General features: G+C 68.1%; 21 protein-coding genes and 1 pseudogene. 11 read left to right on the forward strand and 11 right to left on the reverse strand.

Features of this window, described 5'->3' with window-relative positions; translation table 11 throughout:
- From ACFSXZ_RS31355 to ACFSXZ_RS31365, 3 genes are all read left to right on the forward strand, one after another.
- Nucleotides 1-1,081 (forward strand): styrene monooxygenase/indole monooxygenase family protein (locus tag ACFSXZ_RS31355; RefSeq protein ID WP_378269106.1); only part of this gene is annotated, 1,081 nt, incomplete at its 5' end.
- Nucleotides 1,082-1,251: 170 nt separating this feature from the next.
- Nucleotides 1,252-2,787 (forward strand): hypothetical protein, encoded by a 1,536-nt coding sequence (locus ACFSXZ_RS31360; protein WP_378269107.1) that lies wholly within the window; start codon nt 1,252-1,254, stop codon nt 2,785-2,787.
- A gap of 14 nt (nt 2,788-2,801) precedes the next feature.
- Entirely contained in the window at nt 2,802-4,310 is a 1,509-nt protein-coding gene (locus ACFSXZ_RS31365) for a hypothetical protein (protein ID WP_378269108.1), read from the forward strand.
- An 81-nt stretch (nt 4,311-4,391) separates the two neighbouring features.
- Here the strand turns inward: ACFSXZ_RS31365 and ACFSXZ_RS31370 are convergent, their stop codons facing one another.
- From ACFSXZ_RS31370 to ACFSXZ_RS31380, 3 genes are all read right to left on the reverse strand, one after another.
- Nucleotides 4,392-5,174: a S1 family peptidase gene (locus tag ACFSXZ_RS31370; protein ID WP_378269109.1), complete on the reverse strand. Its 783-nt coding sequence runs from the start codon at nt 5,172-5,174 to the stop codon at nt 4,392-4,394.
- A gap of 180 nt (nt 5,175-5,354) precedes the next feature.
- A complete protein-coding gene (locus ACFSXZ_RS31375) occupies nt 5,355-6,260 on the reverse strand; it encodes a hypothetical protein (protein ID WP_378269111.1) in 906 nt (301 codons plus the stop codon).
- Between the two features lie 243 nt (nt 6,261-6,503).
- A complete protein-coding gene (locus tag ACFSXZ_RS31380) occupies nt 6,504-8,516 on the reverse strand; it encodes a choice-of-anchor P family protein (protein ID WP_378269113.1) in 2,013 nt (670 codons plus the stop codon).
- A 416-nt stretch (nt 8,517-8,932) separates the two neighbouring features.
- On the opposite strand from ACFSXZ_RS31380, the gene ACFSXZ_RS31385 reads away from it, so the two are divergent.
- From ACFSXZ_RS31385 to ACFSXZ_RS31395, 3 genes are all read left to right on the forward strand, one after another.
- Entirely contained in the window at nt 8,933-10,396 is a 1,464-nt protein-coding gene (locus ACFSXZ_RS31385) for a glycosyltransferase (RefSeq protein WP_378269114.1), read from the forward strand.
- A 93-nt stretch (nt 10,397-10,489) separates the two neighbouring features.
- A complete protein-coding gene (locus tag ACFSXZ_RS31390) occupies nt 10,490-11,059 on the forward strand; it encodes an SMI1/KNR4 family protein (protein ID WP_378269115.1) in 570 nt (189 codons plus the stop codon).
- A 75-nt stretch (nt 11,060-11,134) separates the two neighbouring features.
- A complete protein-coding gene (locus ACFSXZ_RS31395) occupies nt 11,135-11,590 on the forward strand; it encodes an RDD family protein (RefSeq protein WP_378269116.1) in 456 nt (151 codons plus the stop codon).
- Here ACFSXZ_RS31395 and ACFSXZ_RS31400 read toward each other — a convergent pair.
- Genes ACFSXZ_RS31400 through ACFSXZ_RS31410 form a run of 3 tightly spaced genes read right to left on the reverse strand, consistent with a single transcriptional unit; the run spans nt 11,583 to nt 13,967 of the window.
- Nucleotides 11,583-12,233, reverse strand: a complete 651-nt coding sequence (locus ACFSXZ_RS31400) for a response regulator (protein ID WP_378269118.1) — start codon at nt 12,231-12,233, stop codon at nt 11,583-11,585. The two genes, ACFSXZ_RS31395 and ACFSXZ_RS31400, sit on opposite strands and share 8 nt — an antisense overlap.
- Nucleotides 12,230-13,468, reverse strand: coding sequence for a sensor histidine kinase (locus ACFSXZ_RS31405; protein WP_378269119.1), 1,239 nt, complete (start codon nt 13,466-13,468; stop codon nt 12,230-12,232). The genes ACFSXZ_RS31400 and ACFSXZ_RS31405 overlap by 4 nt, the downstream gene beginning before the upstream one ends.
- 34 nt (nt 13,469-13,502) lie before the next feature.
- On the reverse strand, nt 13,503-13,967 hold the full coding sequence (locus ACFSXZ_RS31410; protein WP_378269120.1) for a hypothetical protein: 465 nt from the start codon (nt 13,965-13,967) through the stop codon (nt 13,503-13,505).
- A 181-nt stretch (nt 13,968-14,148) separates the two neighbouring features.
- Between ACFSXZ_RS31410 and ACFSXZ_RS31415 the strand changes: the two genes are divergently transcribed.
- The 4 genes from ACFSXZ_RS31415 (at nt 14,149) to ACFSXZ_RS31430 (ending at nt 18,329) form a co-directional block, all read left to right on the forward strand.
- Nucleotides 14,149-15,867: an alpha/beta hydrolase gene (locus ACFSXZ_RS31415; RefSeq protein WP_378269121.1), complete on the forward strand. Its 1,719-nt coding sequence runs from the start codon at nt 14,149-14,151 to the stop codon at nt 15,865-15,867.
- A gap of 309 nt (nt 15,868-16,176) precedes the next feature.
- Complete coding sequence (locus ACFSXZ_RS31420) at nt 16,177-17,112, forward strand: hypothetical protein (RefSeq protein WP_378269123.1); 936 nt, start codon at nt 16,177-16,179, stop codon at nt 17,110-17,112.
- A 37-nt stretch (nt 17,113-17,149) separates the two neighbouring features.
- Nucleotides 17,150-17,947, forward strand: a complete 798-nt coding sequence (locus ACFSXZ_RS31425; RefSeq protein ID WP_378269124.1) for an arsenate reductase/protein-tyrosine-phosphatase family protein — start codon at nt 17,150-17,152, stop codon at nt 17,945-17,947.
- Complete coding sequence (locus ACFSXZ_RS31430; protein WP_378269125.1) at nt 17,937-18,329, forward strand: VOC family protein; 393 nt, start codon at nt 17,937-17,939, stop codon at nt 18,327-18,329. Before ACFSXZ_RS31425 ends, ACFSXZ_RS31430 begins: the two co-directional genes overlap by 11 nt.
- 12 nt (nt 18,330-18,341) lie before the next feature.
- On the opposite strand, the gene ACFSXZ_RS31435 is transcribed toward ACFSXZ_RS31430, so the two are convergent.
- A complete protein-coding gene (locus ACFSXZ_RS31435; protein ID WP_378269127.1) occupies nt 18,342-19,511 on the reverse strand; it encodes an SMI1/KNR4 family protein in 1,170 nt (389 codons plus the stop codon).
- A gap of 218 nt (nt 19,512-19,729) precedes the next feature.
- On the opposite strand from ACFSXZ_RS31435, the pseudogene ACFSXZ_RS31440 reads away from it, so the two are divergent.
- Nucleotides 19,730-20,092, forward strand: a pseudogene (locus ACFSXZ_RS31440) (hypothetical protein); the annotation flags it as partial.
- Here ACFSXZ_RS31440 and ACFSXZ_RS31445 read toward each other — a convergent pair.
- The 4 genes from ACFSXZ_RS31445 to ACFSXZ_RS31460 are packed head-to-tail and all read right to left on the reverse strand — an operon-like array spanning nt 20,056 to nt 26,724.
- Nucleotides 20,056-20,817: a BPL-N domain-containing protein gene (locus ACFSXZ_RS31445; protein WP_378269128.1), complete on the reverse strand. Its 762-nt coding sequence runs from the start codon at nt 20,815-20,817 to the stop codon at nt 20,056-20,058. The pseudogene ACFSXZ_RS31440 and the gene ACFSXZ_RS31445 sit on opposite strands and share 37 nt — an antisense overlap.
- The gene (locus ACFSXZ_RS31450; RefSeq protein ID WP_378269130.1) at nt 20,814-22,070 is read right to left on the reverse strand and encodes a heparan-alpha-glucosaminide N-acetyltransferase domain-containing protein; all 1,257 of its coding nucleotides are present in this window, start codon (nt 22,068-22,070) and stop codon (nt 20,814-20,816) included. The genes ACFSXZ_RS31445 and ACFSXZ_RS31450 overlap by 4 nt, the downstream gene beginning before the upstream one ends.
- Nucleotides 22,067-22,741, reverse strand: a complete 675-nt coding sequence (locus ACFSXZ_RS31455) for a BPL-N domain-containing protein (RefSeq protein ID WP_378269131.1) — start codon at nt 22,739-22,741, stop codon at nt 22,067-22,069. The genes ACFSXZ_RS31450 and ACFSXZ_RS31455 overlap by 4 nt, the downstream gene beginning before the upstream one ends.
- Nucleotides 22,738-26,724: a Pls/PosA family non-ribosomal peptide synthetase gene (locus ACFSXZ_RS31460; protein ID WP_378269133.1), complete on the reverse strand. Its 3,987-nt coding sequence runs from the start codon at nt 26,722-26,724 to the stop codon at nt 22,738-22,740. Before ACFSXZ_RS31460 ends, ACFSXZ_RS31455 begins: the two co-directional genes overlap by 4 nt.
- Nucleotides 26,725-26,732: the final 8 nt, after the last annotated feature.

The following is a 26,732-nucleotide window of genomic DNA, read 5'->3' on the forward strand; positions in this document are numbered from 1 at the left end:
CATGTTCCACAACGCCCTCACCCTCGAACGCAACCACGGCCTCAACTTCTTCGACCAGGTGGCGCCCGCGATCCGTGGGCAGGGAATGTCACTCGCCGGGCCGGACGGCAGCCGGGCGTTGAACTGGATCGGCGACTGGGACGGTGGTCCGGCGCAGTCGGTCGACCAGCGGGTCAAGATGGCGGTCTGGCTGGAGTTGTTCGAAGAACGCGGTGGCAAGGTCGTCATCCACGGTGCGACCACGGCCGATCTCAATGGCCTCGCGGCACTGTACGACCTGGTGATCGTCGCCGCGGGCAAAGGCGAAATCGCCCAGCTCTTCGACCGCGACACGGAGCGGTCGGTGCACTCGACCCCGCAGCGGACGGTCGCGGCGACCTACGTGCACGGTGTCGAATTCCGCCCGGAGCGGCCGGGTCCCGATGTCTGGATGAACATGGTGCCCGGCGTGGGTGAGCTGATCAATATCCCGGGCTACACCAAGTCCGGCGCCTGCGACATCCTCTACCTCTCCGCGATTCCCGGCGGCCCCTTCGACATCTTCGGCGACCGGCCGGCGGCCGATGAACAGTTGCGACGTCAACTGGAACTCTTTCAGCAGTACCTTCCGTGGGAATACGAGCGTTGCCGCAACGCCGAACTGACCGACTCCCGCGGCGTCCTCTCCGGCGCCGTGACGCCCACGGTGCGCAAACCCGTCGGCCGCCTGCCCTCCGGCGCCTACGTACTCGGCATGGCCGACGTCGTCGTCATCAACGACCCCGTCACCGGTCAGGGCTCCAACAGCGCCGCCAAATGCGCCGAATCCTATTTGAACAGCATCCTGGAACGCGGTGAGAAGCCCTTCGATCCGGAGTGGATGGAGGCCACCTTCGAACGGTTCTGGGAGTACGCTCAGTACGTCGTCAAGATCACCACCGCGCTGCTGGCGCCGCCGCCTCCGCACGTGCAGGAGGCCCTCGGCGCGGGCCAGACGAACGAAAAGGTGGCCAAGGCCTTCGCCAACGGATTCAACCACCCGCCGTTGTTCGAGGAATGGATCTACGACCCGGAAAAGACCCGCGCCTTCATCGCTTCGTAGTTGTACGCCAGGCAATACCGAAGCGAATTCCCGAGTCACCCGTTAGGCCCCCGGAGTGGCCCCGATCAGCCCTAGTAAGCGAGGACTGTTCGCAGGAAACTCGGGTCACGGGCGGACACGAAGCCGAATTGGCCGACTGCCATTTCCTCCCGGGACTGCGAGGAAAAATCATGGCCAACCAGATTCTCGATCTGACTCCGTCCGGTCCGCTCAACCTGGTGGCGAACCAGATCCAGAAAGCCGTGGTCAATACCGGTCAGCTCCGATTCCGCGGAATGCTCTCATTGCAGCCGACCGACAACCCTCCCCTCAACATCCGGCCGTACAACGCCTACTACGGAATAATCGGCGCATTCCGGGCCGGATATCTTCTCAACATCCCTGATTTCACGGTGACCGCGTGGAATGCCCTCGACGCGCTGATGGTGGACATGGACGCCAACGGTTATACGCACGACTACGTGTGGGCGAACCGTCAGTTCAAGGACGGCACGATCAGCGCGACGAAGGTGCTCACCTCGCCGACGCAGGCGCAGTTCACGCCGGCGGACGTGGGGAGCCAGATCATCGGTACCGGGCTGACCGGCACGGTCACGATCTCGTCCTACCTCTCCCCGACTCAGGTGCAACTCACCGGAACCACGAGTGTCGTCACGACGCCCCAGATCTACGACATCCTGTCCTTCAGCACGACCGGTCAGTGGGTGACCCGGGCCCAGAACCTTCTTTCCACCGACTCCGTTCCCGCCAACGCGGGCATGTTCCTCAACGCGCTCTACGCCGGGTGGCAGTCCACCCGTGACTTCGCCCGTGTGCAGAGCTTCACCCCAGGCGTCATCGGTGCGCTGACGGCCCTCACGACCACGAAGCAGCCGAACAGCATGTTCGTGGTCCTTCCGGACGGACTGACGAACACGGCGGGCCTGACCAACACCGCGACGCTGCAGGATCAGGCTGAGGCGTGCGCGGGCTGCCGCGCCGCGGCCTACCTGCTCGGCCCGCGGCAGATCATTCCCGGTTTTTCGGACGCGAGTCAACTCGCCCAGCGCTACGCGGACCGGCTCGAAGGATTCATCCGGACCCTGTGGGATTACACGAATCCCGGCCGCACGCTTTCCGGGGTCGGGATGGTGTCGGGATCCAGCCAGCTCACGGGAGCCTTCGTGGCGACCGATGTCGGCGCGGCGATATCGACCGGCACTCTGGGAGTGCCTCTCGGTGCCAGCATCACCGCTGTCCTCTCGGGCGGTACGGCGGTGCTGGACCGGCCGGCCACGGCCACCAACGCGGCCTCCACCGTCACCACGGTCGTGCCCGGCTTCCGCACGACCCAGAACATCGACAACGTTCCGCAGCAGACGACGCCGGACTGGGTGAACCTCAACAACGCCTACGCGCAACTCTGGCCGACCATGTGGGGAGTCATCGAGCGCCGGCTGGCGACCTCGCAGGTGAATCACTTCCTGGCGACGCAGCCCAACTTCTATTCCGACACCGGATACGGCGGAGGCGCCGGCGAGTGGACGCTGCAGATGGCGGGCCGTCCCACCGAGGCGCTGGTCGACGCGGTCAGCTACGCCAACTCGACGTTCAACACGGTGAAGGCGGCGTCCTACGGCTACCCGTTCACGGTGGACAAGGCAGGCCAGTTGGTCGTGGCGATCAGCGCCGACGTGACCGGCACGGTCGTGGCGCCGCGCGCCTGAGGAGGACCACCACCATGGCCAACCAGATTTTGGATCTTACGCCTTCGGGGCCGCTCGACACCTTGGCGAAGCAGATCCAGTCGACCGGCGTCGTCAGCACGGGCCAACTCCGTTTCCACGGCATGCTTTCGTGGCAGCCGACCGACACACCGCCGTTGAACATCCGGCCCTATGACGCCTACTACGGCATCATCGGCATGTTCCGGGCGGGCCACCTGCTCAATGTGAAGGACTACACGGAGACGGCCTGGAACGCGATGGAGGCATTCCAGGCCGACATGGACGGGAACGGCTACACCCACGACTACGTCTGGGCAAACCGTCAGTTCCGGGACGGCACCATCAATTCGACCGGAGTGCTCACCTCACCGGCGCAGGCGCAGTTCACCCCGTCCGATGTCGGTAGCCCGATCGCCGGAGCCGGCTTGAGCGGGACGGTGACGATCGGGGCGTACCTCTCCACCACCCAGGTTCAGTTGTCCGGCACGACAAGTGCGGTGACCATTCCGCAGATCTACAACATCCTGACCTACGGACCGGCCGGGCAATGGGTCGTGCGGGCTCCGCAACAGCAGGACTCGACCGATGCCTATGCCGCCTTGTTCCTCCTGGCCTTGTATCAGGGTTTCCAGTCGACGCGGGATTATGAACGGATCAGGAACTTCGAACATGGTGCGGTGGCGGCCCTGATGGCCCTGGTGACCACACGGCAGACCGATTCCCAGTTCCTCGCGCTGCCGAACGGACTCTACAACTCCACTCTCCTGGAGGACTGCACCGAGGTCTACACGGGTCTTCGTGCGGCCGCGTACCTTTTCGGACCGCGTCAGATCATCCCGGGTCATCCCGACATCAGCCGGCTCGCCGAGCGCTTCGCGGATGAGATCCAGGGCTTCATCCACACCTGGTGGGACTACACGAACCCGGGTCGCACGGTGTCCCCGGTCGGGATGGTGGCCGGCTCCAACCGGCTGACCGGATCATTTCTTCCCACGGATGTGAAATCCTCCATTTCCAGCGGGTCTCCCGGTGTTCCTCTCGGCGCGACGATCACGGACATATTGCCGAACGGAACCGCGGTCCTCGACGCTCCGGCGACCGCCACGAACGCCAGTGGCAGCGTCACGACCGTGGTAACCGGCTACCGGATGGCCGAGACGGTAGCCAATGTTCCTCAGCAGGATCTGCCGGACTGGTCATCGCCCACGAAGGCCTACGAGCAGCCCTGGTTCGCCGTCGAAGGACGGCTCGCCACGTCGCTGGCAAACCATCTCCTGTACGCCCAGCCGGAGTTCTACGCCAATTCCGAATATGCCGGAGGTTTCGGCGAAGAAGCTCTCCTGGACGCCGGACGGCGGACCGAGGCATTGGTCACCGCGCTGAGCTACGCGAATTCGACCTATGCCGTGGTGAGTCACCTTTCACCACCTTTCGGCTACCCTTTTACGATCGGGAAGTACGGAATGCTGATGGTGGTGATCTCGGCACGCAGCCTGGGGACGTTCATCCCGCCACACGGATGACCGGCCACGCTGTGGCGGAAACCGGTGGACAACAAAGGACTCCCGAGGCCGGTGGGCCTCGGGAGTCCTTTGTGGACCGTTCTACTTGGCGATCTGCTTGTTGATCCAGTCCGCGGCGACGTCGACCCGTTCGATGGTCTCGTCGGTGGTGTGGGGGCAGTCGGGCCCGTCGTGTTCGACCGCGACCAGCGTGGCGTCACCCGTCTCGGGCAGCGAGAAGTAGGGAGCGCCGGAGTCGTGGGGGCACGCGCTGGTGTCGGCCTCCGGCCACACGCCGTGCGCGTTGAGCTCGGTGGACTGGACGGCACTGACCTGGAACTTGCCCCACTGCAGCTTGGGGGACGCCGTGCCGTTCGCGTCCGTGTCACCCCAGCCCGCGATCACGAGCTGCTGGCCGACGGTGGGCTTCGCCTGGCCGATGTGGAGGTACTTGCTGGCGGTCACGGGCCTGCTCAGCTTGGCCACGGCGATGTCGTTCTTCGGCGACTGCTGGACGTCCACCACATCGACGGTCGTCCCGCCGCCGGTGGTGAGGTCGACCACGCCGATCGTCGCCTTGGTGGACTTGTACTGCGGCGGGCCGCTGACCGGATTGCGGGCCGCGTCATGGAAACAGTGGCCCGCGGTGACGATGTAGCGCGGGTTGACCAGCCCCGCGGAGCAACTGCTGTCGTAGGTGGTGCCGTCCGTCCTCGGGATGCCGGTCATGGTGAGCTTCACCGAGTAGGGAAACTGGCCTTGGCCGGCGTCCGCTCCCTTGGCGACCGCGCCGGCCGAGCCGGAATCCGACATCAGCGTCGAAGCGGCGAAGACGACTCCGGTCAGGACCGCGGCCGCCAAGCCGACGATCGATACCTTGCGCACGATGTACCGACTCCTTGATCGTTTGGTCTGGTCTGGCGACCGACGATACCGAAACGAAAAAGGAGCGATGTGAAGCCCCCGCGCTTTGCCCGCTTTGCCACTTTTCCCTGTTCGCCGGGGCAGATCCTTTGTTTCAAAGCGGAAATTCGGTTAAGCGGAACGAACCTTCGCCGAGACCGGTCAGCTGGGATCGCGGGGATCGGTGCGGAGGCTGAGGTCGGGCAGTTCGATGGCCTCGGGTTCGTTGTAACGCGGGTGATCGAAGGTGTGCATGACGAAGATGTGCCGAGGCCAGGTGGCGAAGCGTGAGCTGCCGCCGAGGGTTTTCTCGAGGTTTTCCACCTGACCGATGCGGCGGGTCTCGTGCTTGGCGTTGAAGGCGTCGATCGCGGCGCGCTCGCCTGTTTCGGTGGTGTAGGGGTAACCGGTGAGATCGTCGAAATACATGGGGACCCGGGGCAACGCTCGTTCGGGGCCGAGGGCCGCCATGGCCTCCAGCGCGGCGAGCGTGCCGGTGTAGACGTCGAGGTCGTGGGAGACGAAGCCCAGCGGCGGCAGGTCACCGGAGTCGATGCGGCCCATCAACGGACCACTGGTGTCGCGCACGTCGCCGATCACCAGATCGGCGTGCCGCAGCCGGGCTCGCAGCGCCTGCTCGTTCATCGCGAACGCGCCCGAGTGCAGGGCGTGCGCGCAGTCGCGCGGATCGGTCGCCGGCAGCAGCCCGGCACCGGAGTCGAGACCGACCACCCGGATACCGACGCCGTACCACCGCCGGATGTCCTCGGCGTAGTCCTCCAGGGCGCACAGTCCGTTGCCGCCGGCCACCCCGAATTCCAGCGCGGTGAACTCGTCCGCGCCGATGGCTCGCGCGGTGCGGGCCGCGGTGACCAGGCCGTACAGGTACGGAGGGTAGGGCAGGGCGCCACGTCCGCGCTTTTCCATCCGGTGCAGGCGGACGGCGGCCTCGTCCCACGGCCACGGCTGAGGCGCCACCACCTCGCGCACTCGCACGGCCAACTGCACCAAACCCGCCGGCGCCAGCGCGGCGGCCTTGCGCGCCACGCGATCCAACGAACCCGCCATCTACCGACCCCTAAGCCTCGCAGTCATGCGCTCCATCGCCCAGCGCGTCCCCGCCGTTACGCGCCGAACTGCTCGTTTGGGAGCAAGGAGTGTTTACTACGGATCATCCGTATCGATCGGCGGCCGGACGAAAAGCGTGTCCGGCCGCGTGCGGCGGCCTCCGGCGGACAACTCGTTCCGGAGGCGGCAATGTTGCCGCCTCCGGCCGAGCAAACACTCCTTGCTCCGGTTCAGAGCGTGCGATCAGCAGTTGTGGATGTCGCTGGTCGCGGACGCGATGACCACATCGAGCAGGCCGGCGGCCTTGATGTGCACCGCGTTCACGGTCAGCCCGTGGTCGGCACCCGGTACGGGCTTCTGCTCGTTGAGGACGAGCGTGATGCCCAGGATGTTCACCGTGGTGTTGGGGCCCGGGTGCACGTTGACGTTCACCGGGATCCCGCCGACCGTGATCGAGGCGACGCTGGTGTCACCGGTGGAACCGGAGCAGGACGTCGCGGACGACGACTGCACCAGCCCGACCCGGATCACCGGCAGCCCGAGCACACCGATGGTCGCGTCCTGCACCGACGCGGTGGCCGTGGAGGTACCCGGGTCGACCGTGGTCACCACCTTGGCGCACAAGGTGTGCGCGCTGATCAGACCCGACAGCGTCGCCACGCACGGCGGGGCGACGGTGCCGGCACCCGAGGTGGCCACCTGGCCGGTGTCCGGCGTCGGCGAAATCCCCACCAGGCCACTCGACTCCAGGCCGAACGCCCGGCCGGTCAGGTACAGGAAATTCACCGTGCCGCTCGCCGACGCGGGCTGGTAGAACGCGTCGCCCGCGAAGACCGCGGTCACCGGCTGGGAAGTGGCCCCGGCCGGCTGGTTCACCGTCGCGATCGTGCAGGAAGCCTGGCCGGTGGCATCCGTCGTCCCGGCACAGGACTGGGCGGAACCGCCCGAACCCAGCGTGAAGGTCACCGTCCGGCCGGCGATCGGGGTGACACCGTCCTCCCGCAGCACACCGGAGGCCGTGTACGGCTGGCCGTTCGCGGCCTTCGTGGACCCGGTGTAGGTGAGGGTGGTTTCCTCACGGGTGACCACGAAGTCGGCCGTCGCGGAGGAGCCGAGGTCGGTGGCGTTACCCGCGAAACTCGCCACCAGCGGGTAGGTGCCCGCCGGTTCGCCCGGCGTCAGCGAACACGACGCCACCCCGCTCGCGTTGGTCGTGCCCGTGCAGGTTTCCGCGCCGTTGAGCGTGAACACGACGGGCGCTCCCGCCACCGGTCCCCGGCTGTCGGTCAGTACCGCGGCGACCGTGGCCGGGTCGTTGAAATCACTGGTCGTCGCCCCGCCGGTGATGGTCAGCTGTGCCTGCCGTTGCTGCCAGACCACGGTGACCGTGTTCGAACTGATCGTCCCGGCCGGGTTGCTGGTGGACGCCCCGACGGTGTCCGTGCCGGTGGACGACCCACCGTAGGAGAAACTGGCCACCCCGTCGCTGTCCGTGGTCGCCGTCCCGGTGGTGCCCGCGTTGGGCCCGGAACCGACCGCGAAGGTGATCGGCGCGCCCTGAATGCCCTGACCGCACGAATTCGCGAAGGTCGCCTTCACGGTCGCCTGCGAACCGATGTCCGCCGTCTGCGTCGGCGGCGCCAGGGTCAGCGTGGAACCGGGGCACGGCACGCTGCCGATGTCGGTCCACTGTTCGGATTCGTTGGAGCCGCTGGGGCACGACGCGAGATCGATGCCGCCCGTGTTCAGCACCTGGCCGGAGTCGGTGAACACGTTCGGCACCCCGTCGATCGAAGCGTCGATTTCCGGGATGACGCCGGAATTGTCGCAATGGCCCGACCATCCGGCGCCGTTCGGCCCGATGTCGGACGTGTCGAAGAAACCTTGGTCGCCGGTGCACCCGTCCGCCGCGCCACTGGCGGTCTGGGTGATGATGAGCTGCTGGCCCGGTTGCAGCACCGTGCCGTGCGGCCACATGTCGAAGGTGCAGGTGCTCAGTTTGACCTTGACCGAGTCGACGGTCACCGCGACCGGTGCGTTGTTCACGAAGCGCACCGCGCCGGCGTCGAACGTGCAGTTCGCGTGACAGCCCGCGAAGACGACACCGGGTGCCCCGTCCCACGGCGTGGGGAAGTGGTCCGGATTCGCCCGGAGATTGTCCGCGTAGCCGACGGAGACTTCGATGCTCGAACCCGGGGCCGCGTTCGCCGTGGCCGTCGGCAGGGCCATCGACAAGGTCGCGAGCAATCCCGCCAACAGGACGAAGAACCACCTTTTCCGGGATGGTGTCAAACGATTTTCGGCATGCATGAACGAACTCTCCCATCATGGATGGAGATTGATCACGGGATATGTTCCTGACCGCGCGAAATTCAGCGCGGAAAGCCGTTCCCTCCAGTTCCGGATCGGGCAGGAACACTCCTTTGTGCCCTGCTGCGTTTCAGGATCGTGGCCGGGCGATCAACCGTTTCGCGCCATCGTGCCTGGTCACTCGAATGCCGGTGAATTCACTCGAACGGGGAGCCGGGGAAAACTGAGCCGCTAGTGGTCAATGCTTTGTGCTTTTCACGCGGGGTCCCCTCCGGTGCCACCCGCGACCGTCACCGGACAGCACGGGACGGCAACGGACGACACCGTAACGAAACCGGTGGAAATCGCCTATCGTGCACACTGTGGCGTTGTTGAGTTCGGTCCCGATAGCGGCGGTGCCGCCGGACCGGTTCGAGCCGCTGATCGGCCCAGCGGCCTACCGCCGTCTCACCGAGCGTTTCGCGCGGGCCCGCGATCTTCTCGGTGGCCACGCGATGTGGAACATCAATTCGACCTCGCGCGGCGGGGGCGTGGCCGAAATGCTGGTCTCCCTGCTCGCCTACGCCCGGGGAGCGGGCATCGACGGCCGGTGGGAGGTCATCGAGGGTGACGAGCCCTTCTTCAGGGTCACCAAACGTATTCACAACCAGTTGCACGGCGAAGAGGGTGACGGCCTGCCCCTCGACCAAGCGGCGCGTGAACGCTACGAATCGGTGACGCACGCCGCGGGCGAGGAACTGGCGAGCCGGGTCGCTCCCGGCGACATCGTCCTGCTCCACGATCCGCAGACCGTGGGCATGATCCCGGCGCTCAAGCGACGCGGCGTGCCCGTGGTCTGGCGGTGCCACGTCGGTGCCGACGGTTCGAATTCGCTGATGAGCACCGCGCGGAATTTCTTGAGGGATTATCTCCGCCAGGCCGACGCCTATGTCTTCTCGCGTGAGCAGTACGTCTGGGAAGACCTCGATCCCGGTAAGACCGTGCTCATCGCGCCGTCGATCGACGCCTTTTCCCCGAAGAACCAGGAACTGTCCGGCTCCCAGGTCGCCGGCATTCTCGCGGCCGCCGGTCTGCAGGAGGCCGTCGCGGCCGGTGACCCTTCGTTCGTGCGCATGGACGGCTCACCGGGGCGGGTGGAACGGCACGCCGAGGTGGACGAATGGCGGCGCCTCCGGCCGGACGACACGGTGGTGCTGCAGGTTTCGCGCTGGGACCGGCTCAAGGACCCGCTCGGGGTGATCGACGGGTTCGTGCGCTACGTGCTTCCCCGCTCCACCGCGCACCTCGTCTACGCCGGCCCCTCCGTCGAGTCGGTCGCCGACGATCCCGAGGGCAAAGGGGTGCTCGAAGAGGCGAGTGCGCGCTTCGCCTCGCTGCCTTCCCGGGACCGCGAACGCCTCCACCTCGCGACGCTTCCGATGGCGGACTTCGAGGAGAACGCCGCGATCGTCAACGCGCTGCAGCGCCGCGCTCAGGTGGTGGTGCAGAAGTCGATCGCCGAAGGCTTCGGGCTCACCGTGGCCGAGGCGATGTGGAAACGGCGGCCGGTGGTGGCCAGCCGGATCGGCGGGATCCAGGACCAGATCGTCGACGGCCGGTCGGGGAGGCTGGTCCGTCCGCGGGATCCGGCCGGGTACGGCGAGGCCGTACGCGGCCTGCTCGACGATCCCGGGTATGCGGCGTCGATGGGGGAGGAGGCGTACCGGCGCGTGCGGGGCGGCTATCTCGGGACGCGGTCGTTGTTGCAGTACATCGCCCTTTTCGAACGCGTGCTCGTCGGCGAAGGACCTCCGGCGGACGCCTCTCTGGAATCCGGCTATGCCTGACCTGGCCGCGGAGTCCCTGCGGGACAAGATACTGTGGCTCGTCCGGCAAAGAACATGTCGGGCCGAGCATGCTCTCGCGAAAGGGACTCAAACGTGGACCTTCAGTCCTTTACCATTACCGAGTGGCGCACGTTCCTGCGTGACTACAGTGCGAAGTTCCTGGACAACTCGAAATTGTTGCGTGTGATCGAGAAGAACGGGGCCGGAAATTACGTCCGGAGTCACCTCCAACGTGAGGGGTGGATCGGCTACGAGCCGGCGAGCGAGGACGCTGTCGTGGCCGCTGAAGACCGGCTCGGCGTTCGACTGCCGCCGACGTACCGGAACTTCCTGCTGGCCAGTAACGGCTTTGGCTATGTCGACCATGTCGATCTGCTCAACGTGGAGGAGATCGGGTGGCTTTCCGAACGCGATCCCGTCCTCGTGGATGCCTGGAGCGACGCCACGGACGAGTATGCCGATATGTTCGAGCGGAGCTTGTTGATCGCACGAGACGACGGTGGTCCCGGCGTGTGCTGGCTGCTGTATCCCGCCGAGGCAGGCCAGGATGGTGAGTGGGCCGCGTACGAGTGGTTCACCGGCGACGGCAGCAGCCCTGATGATGATCGCTACGAAAACTTCGGTGCGCTGCTGCTGGCTGCGACTCGGCGGTTGGACGCCTGAGCGGGCACCCGAACGGCCGGCCGGCACACGCGCACCGCCGAGCGGACCCGGGCGATCCTTGGAATGATATCCGTTGTGTCCGTCGATGACGTGCCCACGACCGCTGTCGTCCTTCGCCGTTATGCCCAGTATGCCCTTGATTTCCTGCTGCTGATGATCGCCGTGCTGCTCTTGCTGGTAGGTGGTCTGTTCCTCGCGCTGAAGGCGCTCGGAGCGGGATGGCCGCGGCAAGTGCTGTACGTGCCGGTGGCCGTGGCAATTGTGGCCGGGCTCGGTTGCACCCTGCTCAACGAAGTGTGGTTGCCGCACAAGCGCGGCGGGGCGACCCTGGCCATGCGCTGGCTCGGACTGCGGATCGTCAAAATCGACGGCGAGTCGCCGAGGCTCCGCGACTATCTGCTGCGCTGGTTGCTCAATTGCGTCGACGGTCAGTGTTTCGGCCTGCTGGGCGCGGTCATCATCGCGGTGACGCCGCGGCACCAGCGGCTCGGGGACATCGTGGCGCGCACGCTCGTGGTGCGGGTCAGGTGACGAGTCCTTTTTCCCACGCCCAGATCGCGATCTCGGTGCGGTTTCTGGCGCCGAGTTTGGTCTGGACACTGGAGAGGTGGGTCTTCACTGTGGACAGTGAGACGGTCAGTTCCTTGGCCACTTCGGCGTTGGTGCGACCCTTGGCGACGGCGAGCACGACATCGATTTCGCGGGCGGTCAAGGCCGGCGTGGGCTCGGCGGCCTGCCGGCGGCTCCGGGCCGTGAAGTGCGCCAGCAGCCGCGTGGTGACCGACGGCGAGACCATCGACTCACCGTCCGCGGCGGCGTGAACCGCCTCCACGAGCAGCCGGGGTCCCGCGTCCTTGAGCAGGAACCCGCACGCCCCGGCACGCAGTGCGGAGAAGACGTTGTCGTCCAGGTCGTAGATGGTCACGACGACCACCCGCAACGGGTCGGGCACGCCGTCTCCGGCCAGCAACGCGGTCGCCCGGATGCCGTCGATCTTCGGCATCCGGATGTCCATCAGCGTCACGTCCGGCCGGAGCTTCCGGGCCAGGCGCACGGCGGACTCGCCGTCCGCGGCCTCGCCGACCACCTCGATGTCGGGTTCCGCGTCGAGAATGAGCCGGAAGCCGGTACGGACCAAGGTCTGGTCGTCGGCGATGAGGACGCGGATGCTCAACGGGTTCCCTTCGGACGCTCGGTGAGCATACCGGTGCGTTCCAACGGAAGTCGCGCGGTCAGCCGCCAGGAGCGGCCGCGTTCCGGGCCGGCGCGCAGGGTTCCGCCCAGCGCGGCCACCCGCTCGGCCATCCCCACCAGGCCGTAGCCCGATCCAGCGCGGTTTCCCGGCCGCGCTCCGGCGCCGTCGTTGTGGATGTCCAGGACGAGATCACAGGTGTCCACGGTGGCGCCCAGCGTGACCCGTGTCGCGTTGGGAGCGTGTCTGCGCACATTGGTAAGCGCTTCCAGAACGAGGCGGTGCACCGTGATCACCAGTTCCGGGGGAGCCGCGGGTCCGTCCAGTTCGTCGGCGATGTCGATGTCCAGCGCGGGTTCGAGCGCGCCGTGATCGTCGACGGCGGCGCGGACGGCGTCGCCGACCCCGGAACCGGGCATCACCGCCACGGGTTCGCTCGCGCGCAACATCCCGACCAACCGCCGGGTGGCGGTGAGCGCCTCGGTGCCCGCCTGCTCGATCTCGGTATAGACCATTACCGGGTCCTGCGCCGTGGCCGACGGGTTCTCCGCGATCGCCTTGGCGGCCTGTGCCCGGACCACGATGCCGCTGACGTGGTGCGCGATCAGGTCGTGCAGTTCCCTGGCCAGTTGCAGGCGTTCGCCTGCCCGGACATCGGCCAGTTCGCTCAGGTGCCGCCGGTCGGCGTCGCGCAGGATCAGTCCGACGGCGACGGCGGCTCCCCACAGCAGCGCGGCCGGGACGGCGAGCAGGGCGACGGGCGAGCCGATGCCGTACCGCACCACGGGTGTCGCCACCATCGCGACGACGCCGGCCAGTGCGACACCCGCCGCGTGGCGGGCGGGCAGGCGACGGGTCGCGGCACCGGTCAGCAAGGCCATCGCCACCACCTCGGTGGCGCCCGGATAGGCCCAGGATCCCTGGTGCGCGATGGCGATCGCGGCGCTGGCCCCGGTACTGGCCAGGGACAGCGCCGCGACAGCCGACCCGAGGACGAAGACCCGGTCGGGGAAGCGGCGCCGGAGGACCGCCAGCACCGCGGTGCCCTCGCCCGCCGAGGGCACCAGTGGACCCAGCAGTCCCGGCACGAGTCCCGTGCTGTGCTTCATCCTGAACACCAGCACGGCGTCGGCCAGGCCGACCAGAACGAGCACCGCGACCTCGGCCACGAGAATCCCCCGCCGATTCGGCGGTGCGGGGTCGCGAACCGTGGTCACGGTGATGAGGATGCCGTTGCCTTCGGTGCCCTCGTCACTGGGCCCGCTTAACACCTCGGAGGTAGGCGTTCGAATCCGGCAGGTAGGCCAGAACCGTCGCGATGACCGAGATGCCGGTGCTGATGTAGCTGACGGCCGAAGTTCCTTGCAGTGTCACCAAGGAGATCACCTGGAAGGCGACGAAGACGGTCAGCACGATCCTGGCCCAGTTGCGGCCCGCCCGCAGGCGGAACGCCAGCAGGAGATAGACCAACGCGAACAGCACGACCACGACGATGGCGGTGGTCTGCCCCAGGGACGCGGCGTGCTGGATCTGGTCCTCGGTCAACCGGTTGCCGGTGTTGGTGTCGTTGGCCTTGCGCAGGGCGTCCACCAGTTGCTGCCGGGAACCCAGGAGGATCACTCCGGCGATCACCGACGCGAGCGTGGACAGGAGGTAGCCGAAGAAGGACGCGGTAATGGTGGTAGGACGGGAAGGGGTGCCGGTTTCGGTAATCATGAGCCGTTGTTACCCGGGCCGGGACAGCGGGCAAACGAGAACAATCGGAAACCGTACTTTCGGCCGACCGGCTCCTCCGCGGGAACGACACTGGAACGCTCATTTCGTTCTTCCGGCCGATGTGCGGGGCCGGCGATCGCACGGAACATCGGCGCACGAAAAGTTCACGGAAAGGACGACAGTGCGCCGATCCCGATGGAAGAAACCCGCGCTCGCCGCGACCGCGTGCGCGCTCGCGCTGTCCGGCGTGCCCGGCGTCGCGGCGGCCGAGGCCGACCCGTTCGCCGGTTACCAGAACCAGCGAGTGGACTGGACCAGCTGTCCCTACAAGCTGACGGACGGGGCCAAGGCCGCGCAGTGCGCGGTGATCACCGTGCCCCGGGACTGGACCGCGCCCTCGTCCGGGCACGATCTGAAGGTTTCGATCAACCGGGTGGCCGCGACCGGTGAACACAAGGGGATGATTTTTGTCAATCCCGGCGGGCCGGGCGGCCAAGGCACCGGCTTCGCCTCAGAGCTCGCCGGCCTGGAGCCCGCGCTGAATCAGCAGTACGACATCGTCGGCATGGACCCGCGTGGCACCGGGCAAGAAGGCGCGAAGGATCCCGCACTGCAGCCGGTGGCGTGCCAGGTCCCGTCGAGCCGTCTGCCGCAGGGCAACGATCTCGACGCCCGTGATCGCTCGGCGAAGAGCATCGCCGAACACCAGAAGGCACCTCGTGCGGTGGCCGAGGCCTGCCAGAGCGACGCGCTCGCCCCGTATCTGACGACCTGGCAGACCGCGCACGACATGGAGCTGATCCGGCGGCTCCTGGGCGAGCCGAAACTGAACTACCTCGGCTATTCCTACGGGACCTGGCTGGGCGCCAAGTACACGTCCCTCTTCCCGGACCAGGCGGGCAAGGTCGTGCTGGACTCCAGTGTGAACTGGCAGGGCAGGCTTCAGGCCGATTTCGAGGACTTCCCGGTCATCGATCAGGGCCAGTTCGAGAAGATGTTCCTGCCGTGGCTGGTCCGCCAGTACCCCGCCCTGGTCGGCAAGACCCTCCCCGAAGCCAAGGCGACCTACGAGAAGGTCCGCCGGTACTACGCGGCCAACGGTACGGCCCCGGACAATTTCGATCAGGTTTTCGTCGGCATGGGCAGCAAGATCAGGTGGCTGCTCGGGGGACTGGTGTTCCTCGTGGGAGCGTCGAAGGAGTCCGGCATTCCGCTGCCGACCGCCGTGTCGCCCGAGGTCACCGCGGCACTCGACGCCCAGGCGCGCGGGACCGCCGGTGTCGCGGCGTCGAAACTGACACCCCAGCAGGCCGTCGTGGCGGCGACCTCGGACTACACCCCGAAGGGAGAGACGCGGTACGCCGTGGCCTGCGGTGACCAGCCCACCCGGTCCGCCGCGTGGTACCGCTCACTCAGCGACCGGCAAGGCCCCGAGTATCCGTTGTTCGGCTGGGCTTACGGGCTCTCCGAGCCGTGCGCGTTCTGGTCCGACGCGCCGACCCACACGCTGCCGGACCTGCCCGCGCGGGTGGCCGGCAACGTCCTGGTGGTCCAGGGTGAGTTCGATCCGCAGACCGGCTACGACCAGGCCAAGGCCGCGGTCCAGGCGGCGCCCGGGGTCAGCCTCGTTTCGGTCGACGACTCGGGCTTCCACGGCCAGTACGCGATCAGTGGAAACCCGTGCGTGGACGGCATGGTCAACGTCTTCCTGCTGAACAATTCGCGCCCGGGGAACGCGACCTGCCCCGGGGTGCCCATCATCGGCGAGGACAAGGTCTATCCCGTGCCCGGCCCCGTCGACGGTCAGGCGCACACCGCCCCGTACGGGGTGGCGACGCTGGTGGGATCACTGCTGCGTGACCTCACCCAGGATTTCATGAGCCACACCAACAAGCGGTGATCCACCCGGGAAAAGGCCGGTGACGCTCGACGTCACCGGCCTTTTCGTGGTCCACGACTGATGGGCCGGAGACGATCGTGGTGGACGATGACGGACTCACGCGTCCGGCGACCGTTGACCGACACAGAACCGTAACGGGAAGTCCCGTGCTTCTCAGCGGCTTTTCACGCGACTGACAGGACTTCCCCAGCCGGCGACCGTACGTTCCCTTTGTTCACAGGTCTCGCGAGGCAGGGAGTGGGTCATGCCGCGTTCACGCCGGAATCCGGTCAGTGCCGCTTCGCCTCGGCGCCACCGGGCGGTCGCGTCGTGAGAGCCCCGACGACGGCCGTCTTCGTCGCGGCACTGGTCGGAGCCATCGGCGCGATGGTGACCGTGAACACCTACGCCGAGGCGCCCGGCAACCAGGCCGCGGTCGAGCGGGTCGGCGCCCGGGCGACGACGGAACCGGCCACGCCGTCCGACGCCGTGGCTACCGGTTCGCCCAGCGTCACGACGACTTCGAGCGCCCGGCCGCAACTGCCGTCGGGGCTGGCCGAACAGATGCGGGAAGCCGTGCAGGACCACGTCGGCGGCGCGCAGGCGGGCGTCGAGGTCTTCGATCAGCAGGCCGGTCAGGTGGTGAGCAGCGTGAACGCGGACCAGCAGTTCGCCGCGATGTCGGTGGCCAAGATCTTCATCGCGGTGGACGCGCTGCGCCGCAACGCCTGGACACTGCCCGACCAGGACACCCGCGACCAGTTGACGAGGATGATCTCCGACAGTGACGACGCCGTCGCCGACGACCTGTGGGGCACCGACGGCGGCCCGGAGATCATCACGCGGACCGCCGCGCTGATGGGCCTGACCGCGACCGAACCGCCGGACGACCCTGGGGAATGGGGCGACACCCGCGTCACCGCGCGGGACATGGTCACCGTCTACCGGTACCTGAGCAACAGTATTCCGCGGTCCGACCGCGACTTCTTGTACCAGGCGATGGCCGTCACCCCGCGAACGGCCGCCGACGGCAGTGATCAGTACTTCGGCATTCCCGACGGGCTGCCGCACCACGTCTGGGCGGTCAAGCAGGGATGGGGCAGCAGCGGGAACGACGCCTACTACAACACCACCGGCACGATCGGCACCGGCGCGCCCTACATCGTCGTCATGCTCGTCACCGCCCCATTGAGCAGCTACCAGAGCATGCCCGCGGCGCTCACCGCCGGAATGGGTCCGCTGGCCACGGCCCTGGACCGCGAATAGCGATATACATCAATCCAGATTGATGTATCATCGGCTCGTGCCGTCCACTGCCGTACCCGATTCGCCGCCGTCGTTCGTCCGGCTCGCGGGCGATCCGGTGCGCTGGCGGTTGTTGCGCGAACTGGCGCACAGTGATCGCCGCGTGCGTGAACTGGTCGATGTCGTGGGCCAGCCGCAGAGCCTGGTCTCCTATCACCTGCGGAGGTTGCGCGCGGCGGAGCTGGTGACGGCCCGGCGCAGCAGTTTCGACGGCCGGGACACCTACTACCACCTGGAGCTGGACCGGTGCGCCCTGGCGTGGGCGGAGGCCGGTGTGGCCCTGCACCCCGGTCTGCGGGCCGGACCGCCCGAGCCCGTCGTGCCGATGCCGGGCAGGTCCCGGGTGCTGTTCCTGTGCACCGGGAACAGCGGACGCTCGCCGATGGCCGAGGCGCTGCTCCGGCACCGGACCGGCGGCACGGTGGAGGTCGCCAGCGTGGGCAGTCATCCGAAACCGTTGCACCCCAACGCGGTGCGCGCGATGGCCGAGTACGGCATCACGCTCGTCCACGAGCCCGCGCATCTGGACACCGTGCGGCGGCGCCGGTTCCACCTGGTGATCAGTTTGTGCGACCGGGTCCGGGAAGTCTGCCCGGAGTTCCCCGGCGGCCCCGATCTGGTGCATTGGAGCATTCCCGACCCGGCGCGGGAAGGCGACATCGACGCCGCGACCTGGCCGGCGTTCCGCCGGACGGCCGCGGAGCTGGACGGCCGGATCCGCTACCTGTTGCCCGGCATGGCCGCATCGGGCGGCGCTGCCACGAACGAGAACGGGGTGAACCGAGATGACCATTGACCTGTCGGACATGGTGAACGTGCGGTACCTGGTGACCGATGTCGAGGCTTCGATCGACTTCTACACCAGGTACTTCGGGTTCACCGTGCGTACCAGCGCGGCCCCCGCGTTCGCCGACGTGACGCGGGGCCATCTGCGGTTGCTGTTGAGCGGCCCGGCCAGTTCCGCCGGCCGTCCGATGCCCGACGGCACCAAACCCGGCCCCGGCGGGTGGAACCGGATCCACCTGATCGTCGAGGACATCGACGCGGAGGTGGCTCGGCTTCGGGAGGCGGGAATGCGGTTCCGCAGCGACATCGTCTCCGGCCCCGGTGGCAAGCAGATCGTGCTGGACGACCCGTCCGGGAATCCGGTCGAGTTGTTCCAGCCCGCGGGGCAGTGAGCCTGGGCCCGGTCAGGGACGTCCTCTCGGCGCCGTCAGCAGTTCACGGCCCCGTTCCGGAGTGATCGCGGCCTTCACGACAGGGTCGGCGAGCAGGGCCACCGGAGCGATGTGGTCGGTGGTGCGGGGCCGCCACGAGGACATGGCGTCCCGGATCGCCGCCCACAGCGCGTCGCCGTCGTCCGCGTGCGCGGCTCGGGCGCGGCGAACCGGCTCGTCGAATTCCGGGTTGCCGTAGGTCATTTCCGGCACCCGCGCCTGGAACCGCGGCCGGTGCTCGGCGATCATCCGCATGATTTCCGGGCGTTCGCCGATCGTCGCGGCCGCGAGCGTGGACAGGTGAGCGGGCCGGTTGGTGCGGGCGTCGTCGTCGAACAGGTAGGGCACGAACTCCTCGGTGAACAACGGGTCCGTGAGGAAGTCGTCGGGCGTGAAGGACGGGTTCAGCAACTGTCCGAGCAGCTCCTTGGCCTCGTCCTCCCGGCCGAGGAGCAGCAGAATCTGGGCGCGCAGCATGGTCGCCCGGCTCCGCCCGAAGTCCTCGGCACGCGCCAGCACCGCGGCGGCCTCGTCGACAGAGCCGGCGAGCGCGTCCAGCCTGGCTTGCTCGACCTGGGCGTCCCAGAAGTCCCGCGTTTCCCCCTCGGGCTGGTGGAGCATGTGGAACTCGGCGTAGAGGGCCTCCATCAACTCCCAGAACGAGCCGAACCGGACCGGCGGCGCGGCCTGCCACGAGAACAAGTGGTAGGCCGCCCACTCACCGGCTTCGTCGACATCTCCGGGGTCGAGGAACAGAATGCCGGCGTCGGCCTCCAGGAACAGCAGCAGCCCGCGAGTGAACCGGTTGCCCTGCTCGGGATCGGGGTTCTCCTCCTCCTCGATGCCCTCGTCCCAGACCTCCCAGTCCGGATCGAGGTCACGCAGCCAGCCGACGTTCTCGGTGTCCCGCATCCGCCACACGAAACCGCCGGCGTCACGCCAGCCGTTGGTGGTGAGGAGGAATTCCCGATAGGACGGAGGCAGCCGCGCACCGAGCCGGGCCTCAGCCGCCGCGACCTGCTCCTCGGTGGCCGGTGCGAACCCCAGCCACCGGTCACGCAGCACGGCCGGGTCGAGCTCGCCCGGCTCGCTCGTGCTGATCCACTCCTCGCTCCAGCGACGCAGCCATGGTGTCCATTCCATGCGGGACACTATGGCGGAAGGGTCCGACAATTCCGTCGGACGACGTTGCCCGGTCGGTCGAGCCAGGACGATTGCCCGCCGGGGGTGACGGCGACACCGAGCCGCGTCCGGTGGGGACGCCCGGCGGCGATCCGCCACCGCCAGGCGGTTTCCGCCATTACGCAGCCGGGTGACCAGTTCGTTCAACCCCTCTGAAATAGGCACCTGGTACCGGGTACAACACGGCGATATTGTGTCATCGGCTCGGTGACGAGCAGGTGTTCTCGATCGACATCGACTCCGGGTTGGTCGGTACGGCCAGTGCACATCTCGCTGAGGTGGGCTTCGCACCGCGGCTGGTCGCTGGGGGCGGCGCCGTCGGGTGGGCGGAGCACGGTCCGTATGACCGGATCCTGGCCACGTGCGCGATCACCCGGATTCCGGCCGCCTGGATCGAACAGCTCGCTGATGGTGGGCGCATCGTTGCGCCGCTCGACGCGGGGAGTTCGTGTGGCTCGACGATCCGGGCGGCACGCACAGCCGGCCGCTCGGCACCTGAACAGGACTATCCTTTGTGGACGGTCGTCTCGATCAGGTCGTAGCCGAGTTCGGGATGCAGGTTGCCGGAAGCGTCCAGCCGTGCGGTGGTGAACCAGGTCGTGTCGGCTTCGGGATGGGGCCCGACCACACCGATCCGGCCGGACCCGCAGGGCGCGACGACGGCGGCGGGCTGGCCGGTGTCGTAGGTGGCGAGCACGGTGGCGGGGCCCCGAGGATCGAGGCGGAAGAGCGGGCCGTCCTGGAAGTACATCCTGACGGGGTTCTGCCGCCACCGCACACCGATGACGGTGTCGTCGTCATCGGTCACGGACGCGTCCGGCGTGCTGATGTACTGGTCCGTGCCGCCGGGCAGCAACCCGAAGCCCGGGCCGGCACCGGCGAGGTAGCCACCGAGGCAGAAACCGAGGTAGTTGCCGCCGGCCCGCACCCAGTCCTGGATGTCGGTGGCGTACTCGCGCATGTGGCGCCACGCGGGTTTCAGCTCGCCACCGCCGGGTTGGGCGTAGACGACGGCCTTCGCGAGCGATTCCCGGGAGAGCCGCACATTCTCGTGTGGGCCGCAGAACTCCACCCGGAACCGGCTCGGCGTGCTCCGCAGGAGCGTGGCGACGGCTTCCGGACAGCCCGAGGTGGACGCCGGGCCGCGATAGACGAGCGCGAGCGGTTGCCGGCCACCACCGGTCAGGGTGGACACCCCGAGCCAGCCCAGACCGCCCGCCGCGACCGCGCCGGCGCCACCGATCATCAGACGTCGACGGCTGATCACGTTCGCCTCCCCGCCCATCGCCGCGCTCGTCTGGTCACCGATGTCGCGAGACCCTCGAGGGGACCGCGCCCGGCGGTCATGCGCCAGGCGAACGCGAACATCAGCACACCGGCGACTTGCAGCGCATAGCCGGTGTTCGGACTGTAGACGTCGTAATCGGAATTGAGGAACCAAATGTGGAGGCAGTAGATCGTCAGCGTCATCGCGCCCGCGGCGGCGATCGGGCCGAGGACCCATCGGACGACCCGGTGGGTCCGCCAGACCAGCAGCATGAGACCCAGCAGTGCCAGTGCCGTTCCGGTGGTACCGGCCAGATCGAACGGTGTGCTGGTGTGCGGGGCGTCGACCGCGAGCCACCACCGCGTGGAGGAAGGAACGCTGCCGTCGCCGCCGAAGGCGAGCATTTCCGAGGTCTCGGGCAGGGTGAGATTGCTTCCGGGCTGCGCTTGCCAGATGCGCGGCAGCCCGCCCGCCTTGTCCAGCAGGTACCAGGAAGTGGCGTGGGACGCGACGGCCAGCGCGGTTCCGGTCACGAGCAGCCCCACGGCCACCCGTACCCGGGAAAGGTTCAGCCGTCCGGCCACCAGGCCCGCGCAGATGTAGGTCACCCACGGCACGGCCGGGTATTCGCCGGTGAAGGTCATTTCGTAGAGCATGCCGAGGGGATGGTGGAACACAAAGGAGAAACCAGGGTTGTGCGCGGCCGTGACGACCGGCAGATGGGGCAGGACGACGAAACTGAGCAGGGGCGCTCCGCCGGCGAAAAGCACACCGGTGACCGCGATCAGCCAGGTGGGCAGGAAGACCAACGGGATCGCGAGCAGGAACAGCACCGCGTAGTAGGGCAGGATCATCACGCCGATCGCGCCGTCGGTGTAACCGAAGCACAGGCCGATCGCGCCGATCACCAGCGCTCGCGCGGCCAGTGCGACGACGGTGCCGCGCGCGTCGGCGATCCCGACCCGCTTGCGGCCGCTCAGGAACGCGATCCCGACACCGGCGAGCACCGCGAACGCCGCCGCGGCCCGCCCGGCGAAGATGGCGAAGTCCCAGCTGGGCTGACCGTCCGGGCGGGTGTCGGCCAGGGCGTGCACCGCCATGATGCCCAGCAGCGCGATCCCGCGGGCGGCGTCGATGCCCCCGAGCCGCGCGGACCGGATGGCGTCCGCGACGGTCGGCGCCCCGGTCGTCTCCGGGGCGACCGCGATTTCCGTGGTTTCAGCGGTTTCTGCGGTTTCCAGGGCTACGGTCATCGCGCCATCACCGTGTCCACGAGGTCGAGGCCGAGCTGACGCGCCCGTGCGACGACCTTGCCCGCCTTCCGTTCGCTGAGCAGTCCGGCGTCGGTGTACCAGTCGTCGGTGGCTTCCGGGTGCGGGCCCACGACGCCGACACGCCCGCCGCCGAACTCTGTGACCAGCGCCGCGATGCGGCCGTTGGCGTAGGTGGCGAGCACGTCCACCTCGGCTCCCTTCCGCACGTGGAAGTACGGCCCGTCCTGGAAGTAGACCCGCCGTTCCTCGCCCCGCCAGGTGATGTCGATCAACGCGTCGTCTTCGGTGTCGAGTTCGGCATGGGAGGAGGCGATGTACTGGTCGGTGTCTCCGGGAAGCAGCGCGAAACCCGGCGTCGCCCCGGCGAGGTAGCCGCCGAGGCAGAAGCCGAGATACCGGCCGCCGGAGGAGACGAATTCCCGGATCGCGTCCCGGTGACGGCGCATGTGCTTGTAGCCGTGGGAAAGGGACCCTCCGCCTGGCTGCGCGTACAAGACCGCCTTGGAAAGCGCTTTCTCGCTGAGTTTTCCTTCTCCGTCCGGGCCGACATAACGCACGTCGAATCCCCATCGGCTCGCGGCGAGCAACTCCGCGACCGCCTCCGGACAACCCTTCACGGCAGCAGGCCCGCGGTAAACCAGCGCGATCACGCGACCGCTCCCGCCGGAATGCCGCGCCACCGGGTTCCGGGGGTCAACTGTTCGCCCTTCATCAGCAGGGAAAGCGAGCCGAGCGAGACGTCGGCGCCGACCACCGAGTCGTAGAGCACGACGGATCGCGTGCCGATGGTGGCGCCCGCCTCTACCCGGACCACGGACATCTTCATCACTCTGTCCTCGAAAAGGTGGGTCTGCAACGACACTTCGGTGCCGACGGTCGCGTCGTCGCCGATCTCGACGAGATCGAACTCGGTCAGGTAGGTGGTGCCGATCCACGTCCGGCGCCCGATCCTGGCCCCGTACCAGCGCAGCACGACGGGCAGGAACGGAGTGCCCACCAGCATCCCGACACCGGCGGGCACCGCGGCCGCCTCGAAGAGCCCGGTGACGAACTCGGTGCGGCGCACGAACGTGCTCCACAACGGTTCCACCCGTGGACGGTAGGCCCCGATCAGGTTGCGCTTCACCGCCGCGCAGAAGCCGGCCACGCCGGCGCCCGCGCCGATGGCGACCAGGGGCGATACCAGGCCCGGCACCGGAAGGTCCCGGCCCTGCGCGAGGCTGGACAGGGCCAGCAGATAGAGGTAGAAGCTCAAGCCCAGCACCGACGCGGGCAGGGTGGCCCGGAAGAACTCGATGGTCAGCCGGTGGACGATCACCTTGCGGGGCGGCCTGAAGGTCTCGCTTTCCGCGAAGGATCCGCTGTCCTGCCGGTTCGGCAGGTGGATGGCGGGGGAGCCGAGCCAGGAGGTGTCCTCCGGGACCCCTGCCTCTGGGGGAACGGTGCTGACGCCCACCAGTGAGCCGGAACCCAGCCGGGAACCGGCCGGGACCACGGCCGCGTTGCCGACGAACGCGCGGGAGCCGATTTCCGTGGGCAGGAAGGCCACCCGCCCATTGGCGAAGGCGGCCGAGCCGACGCTTGCCATGTCGGCCACGAAACTCTCGCGGCCCAGGGTGAGCAGATCGGGGTCGAGGTGACCGGCCGTGGACACCTCGGCGCCCCGGCCGACCTTCGCGCCGAGCAGGCGCAGCCAGCCGACCGTGTAGAGGGTCGCGTAAAGCGAGTTCGTGAACTCGAGGCTGAATTCCAGCAGTTTGTCGACGACCCATTTGCGCAGCGCCAGCCAGGACCGCGCGGGATGAATGCCCACCGGAACCCTCGGCAGGACGAGTTTCTTGCCCACGGCCACGACCACGCACACGGTCACCACGAACACCGGTCCGGCCGCCAGGGTCGCGACCAGGCCGGCGAGCACGCCCCAGCTCAGCAGCGCCCACCACACCAGCGCCACGCTGGGCACGATCATCGCGATGGCGATCACTTCCAGCCAGCACAGGCCGACGAAGGCGGCCATGATCTGGGCTACCGACCAGCGCCGGACGGGTTCGTCGGCGGACATCATCATCTCCACCGAAGGCGTCAGCGCGTCCAGCGGCCGCGGCGGCGAACCCGCCCACCGCGCACCGGCCGGGACCGCTTCCCCCTGGCCCAGCACCGATTGCTCACCGAGAGCGGCACCGTCCCCGACCGACGATCCCGGTTCGAGCACCGCGTTCGCGCCGACGAACGCGCCATCGCCCACGGTGATCGGCGCGACGGTCACCCAGCCGTCCTCCACCTTCCACGGCCGGAGCGTGGCGCCGTAGCCGACCGCGGCGTCGCGTCCGATGTGGACGAAGCCGGGCAGGCTGATCGCACTGCTCGCGATGATCGCGCGGGCACGGGTCTTCCCGCCCAGCAGCCGGAGGTAGAGCCCCATCATCGGTGAGCCACTGACCACCGGCAGCGCGCCGACCGCCAGGAACAGGTCCAGCGTCCACAGCCTCAGATAGGTCAGGCCCCACAGTTTGTAGCGGCCCGGGCGGATTCCGGCCGCCAGCAAGCGGGCCACGAACACCGGCACCAGCCATCGCACCCCCAGGTAACTGACCAGGATCGCGGTCATCAGCTGAACCAGCACCGAAACCGAGACCTGGCCGTCGTTCTGGGTGTACACATAGGACACCGGCAGGGTGATCACGAGCATGAGCAGATAGAGGACGAAGGCCTGGGCCACGCCGGCTCGGGCGATGCGCCGCGTCTTGTGCCGGAGCGGCGCGGGCCGGGGTGGCAGAGCGGCGGCCGGCGCGGTCGCGACGGCGAGGTGCTCGGCGAGCGCCCGCACGCTCGGGTTCTCGTACAGGTCGCGAACCGCGGGCTGGCCGCCGATTTCGTGCTGCCGCAACAGGGAGACGGTCTTGGCCGCCACCAGCGAGTGGCCGCCGAGGTCGGTGAAGAAGTCCGCCTCGACCGAAAGTGATTCCTCGGGCAGTCCGAACGCCTCGGCCCACGCGCCCCGGATCCGTTCCTCCAGGGCGTTCGCCGGGGCCACCACGGGGCCGCCGTCGGCGAGACGCCTGCCGCTGGGCGGAGGCAGCTTCTTCCGATCGACCTTTCCGCTGGGCATGGTCGGCAACGCGTCGAGCACGTCGAAGAACACCGGAACCATGTAACCCGGAACGCGGCGCTTGAGCCGCTCGTGCACGCGTTGCGCCAGTTCGTCCTCGTGCTCGGAACCGTCCGGAACTCGCACCACGTAGGCGGCCAGTTCCTTCGTGTCCGGATCACCCGGTGCCGGTCCCATCGCCGCGACCGCTTCGGCCACGCCCGGGTCCTCCAGCAGCACGTTGTCGATCTCACCGAGGTCGACCCGGTGACCGCGGATCTTGACCTCGGCGTCCGCGCGGCCCAGATACTCGATCTCGCCGTCGGGGGTGAACCGGCCGAGGTCGCCGGTGCGGTACAGACGGCTGCCGGAGGGCGCCAGCGGATGGTGGACGAACCGCTCCGCGGTCAACTCCGGCCTGCCGACGTAACCCCGTGCCACGCCGGGCCCGCCGATGCAGATCTCGCCGATTTCGCCGTCGGGCACGGCATCGAGGTCTTCGTCGAGCAGCACGACCGAGTACGTCGGCAGCGGTTTGCCGATGGTCACCGCGTGGCCGGGCAGAAGTTCGCCCCAGGTCGCGGTGACCGTGGCCTCGGTGGGGCCGTAGGTGTTGAGCATCCTGCGGCCGGGCTTGCTCCAGCGCGCGACCAGTGGTGCCGGGCAGGCTTCCCCGCCGACGAGCAGGCTCCGGATCCGGGGGAGGTCACGCGGAATCGTGGCGAGCAGGGTTGGCACGCAGTAGAGGACGGAAATCTCCTGCTCTTCCAGGAAATCCGCCAGTTCCGCGCCCAGCCTGCGGGCGTCGGTCGGACCCGCGACCAGGGTCGCGCCGACCGACCAGGTGGGCCAGATCTCCTCGATGGAGAAGTCGAAGGAGATCGTCATGCCCTGGTAGACGCGGTCGTCCGGGCGCACGTCGTAGATCGAAGGCACCACGTCCAGGAAGTTGCGGATGCTCGACTGGGCGATCTCGACGCCCTTGGGCCGGCCGCTGGAGCCGGAGGTGTACATCACGTACGCGGTGGGATCGCCGTTTCCGTCGTCGAGTGCCGGGCGCGTGGTCAGCCCGATCGACCGGTCGTCGACCTCGATGAACGCGCAGTCCACATCGTCCAGACCACCGGCGAGTTCGGCGCAGGTCAGGATGAGGTCGACTCCGGCGTCGGAGGTGATGTAGGCGATCCGGTCGGGCGGGGAGGCCGGGTCGATCGGCACGAAGGTCGCGCTCGCCTTGCCCACCGCCAGCAACGCGACATAGGTCTGGACGGATCGCGGCAACAGGATCCCGACCCGGGAGGAAAAACCGATTCCGCGCTCGCGTAACCGCGCTGCCAGCAGGTTCGCCCGCGCGTCGAGTTCGCGATAAGTGAGCGGCGCGCCGTCGCATTCGAGCGCCACCGCGTCGGGCCGTACATCACAGGACATCTCGAAGACCTGGTGCAGCCACCGTACCGGCGGCACATCCGGAATATCCGTGCTCCATCGCTTCGAGTCGGTGACCGGGGGCGCCACGGACGCGACCGATCCCCTTCTCGGAACCATATTCCCTC

It is taken from the genome of Amycolatopsis pigmentata, assembly GCF_042684065.1.
Lineage (GTDB): Bacteria > Actinomycetota > Actinomycetes > Mycobacteriales > Pseudonocardiaceae > Amycolatopsis_E > Amycolatopsis_E pigmentata.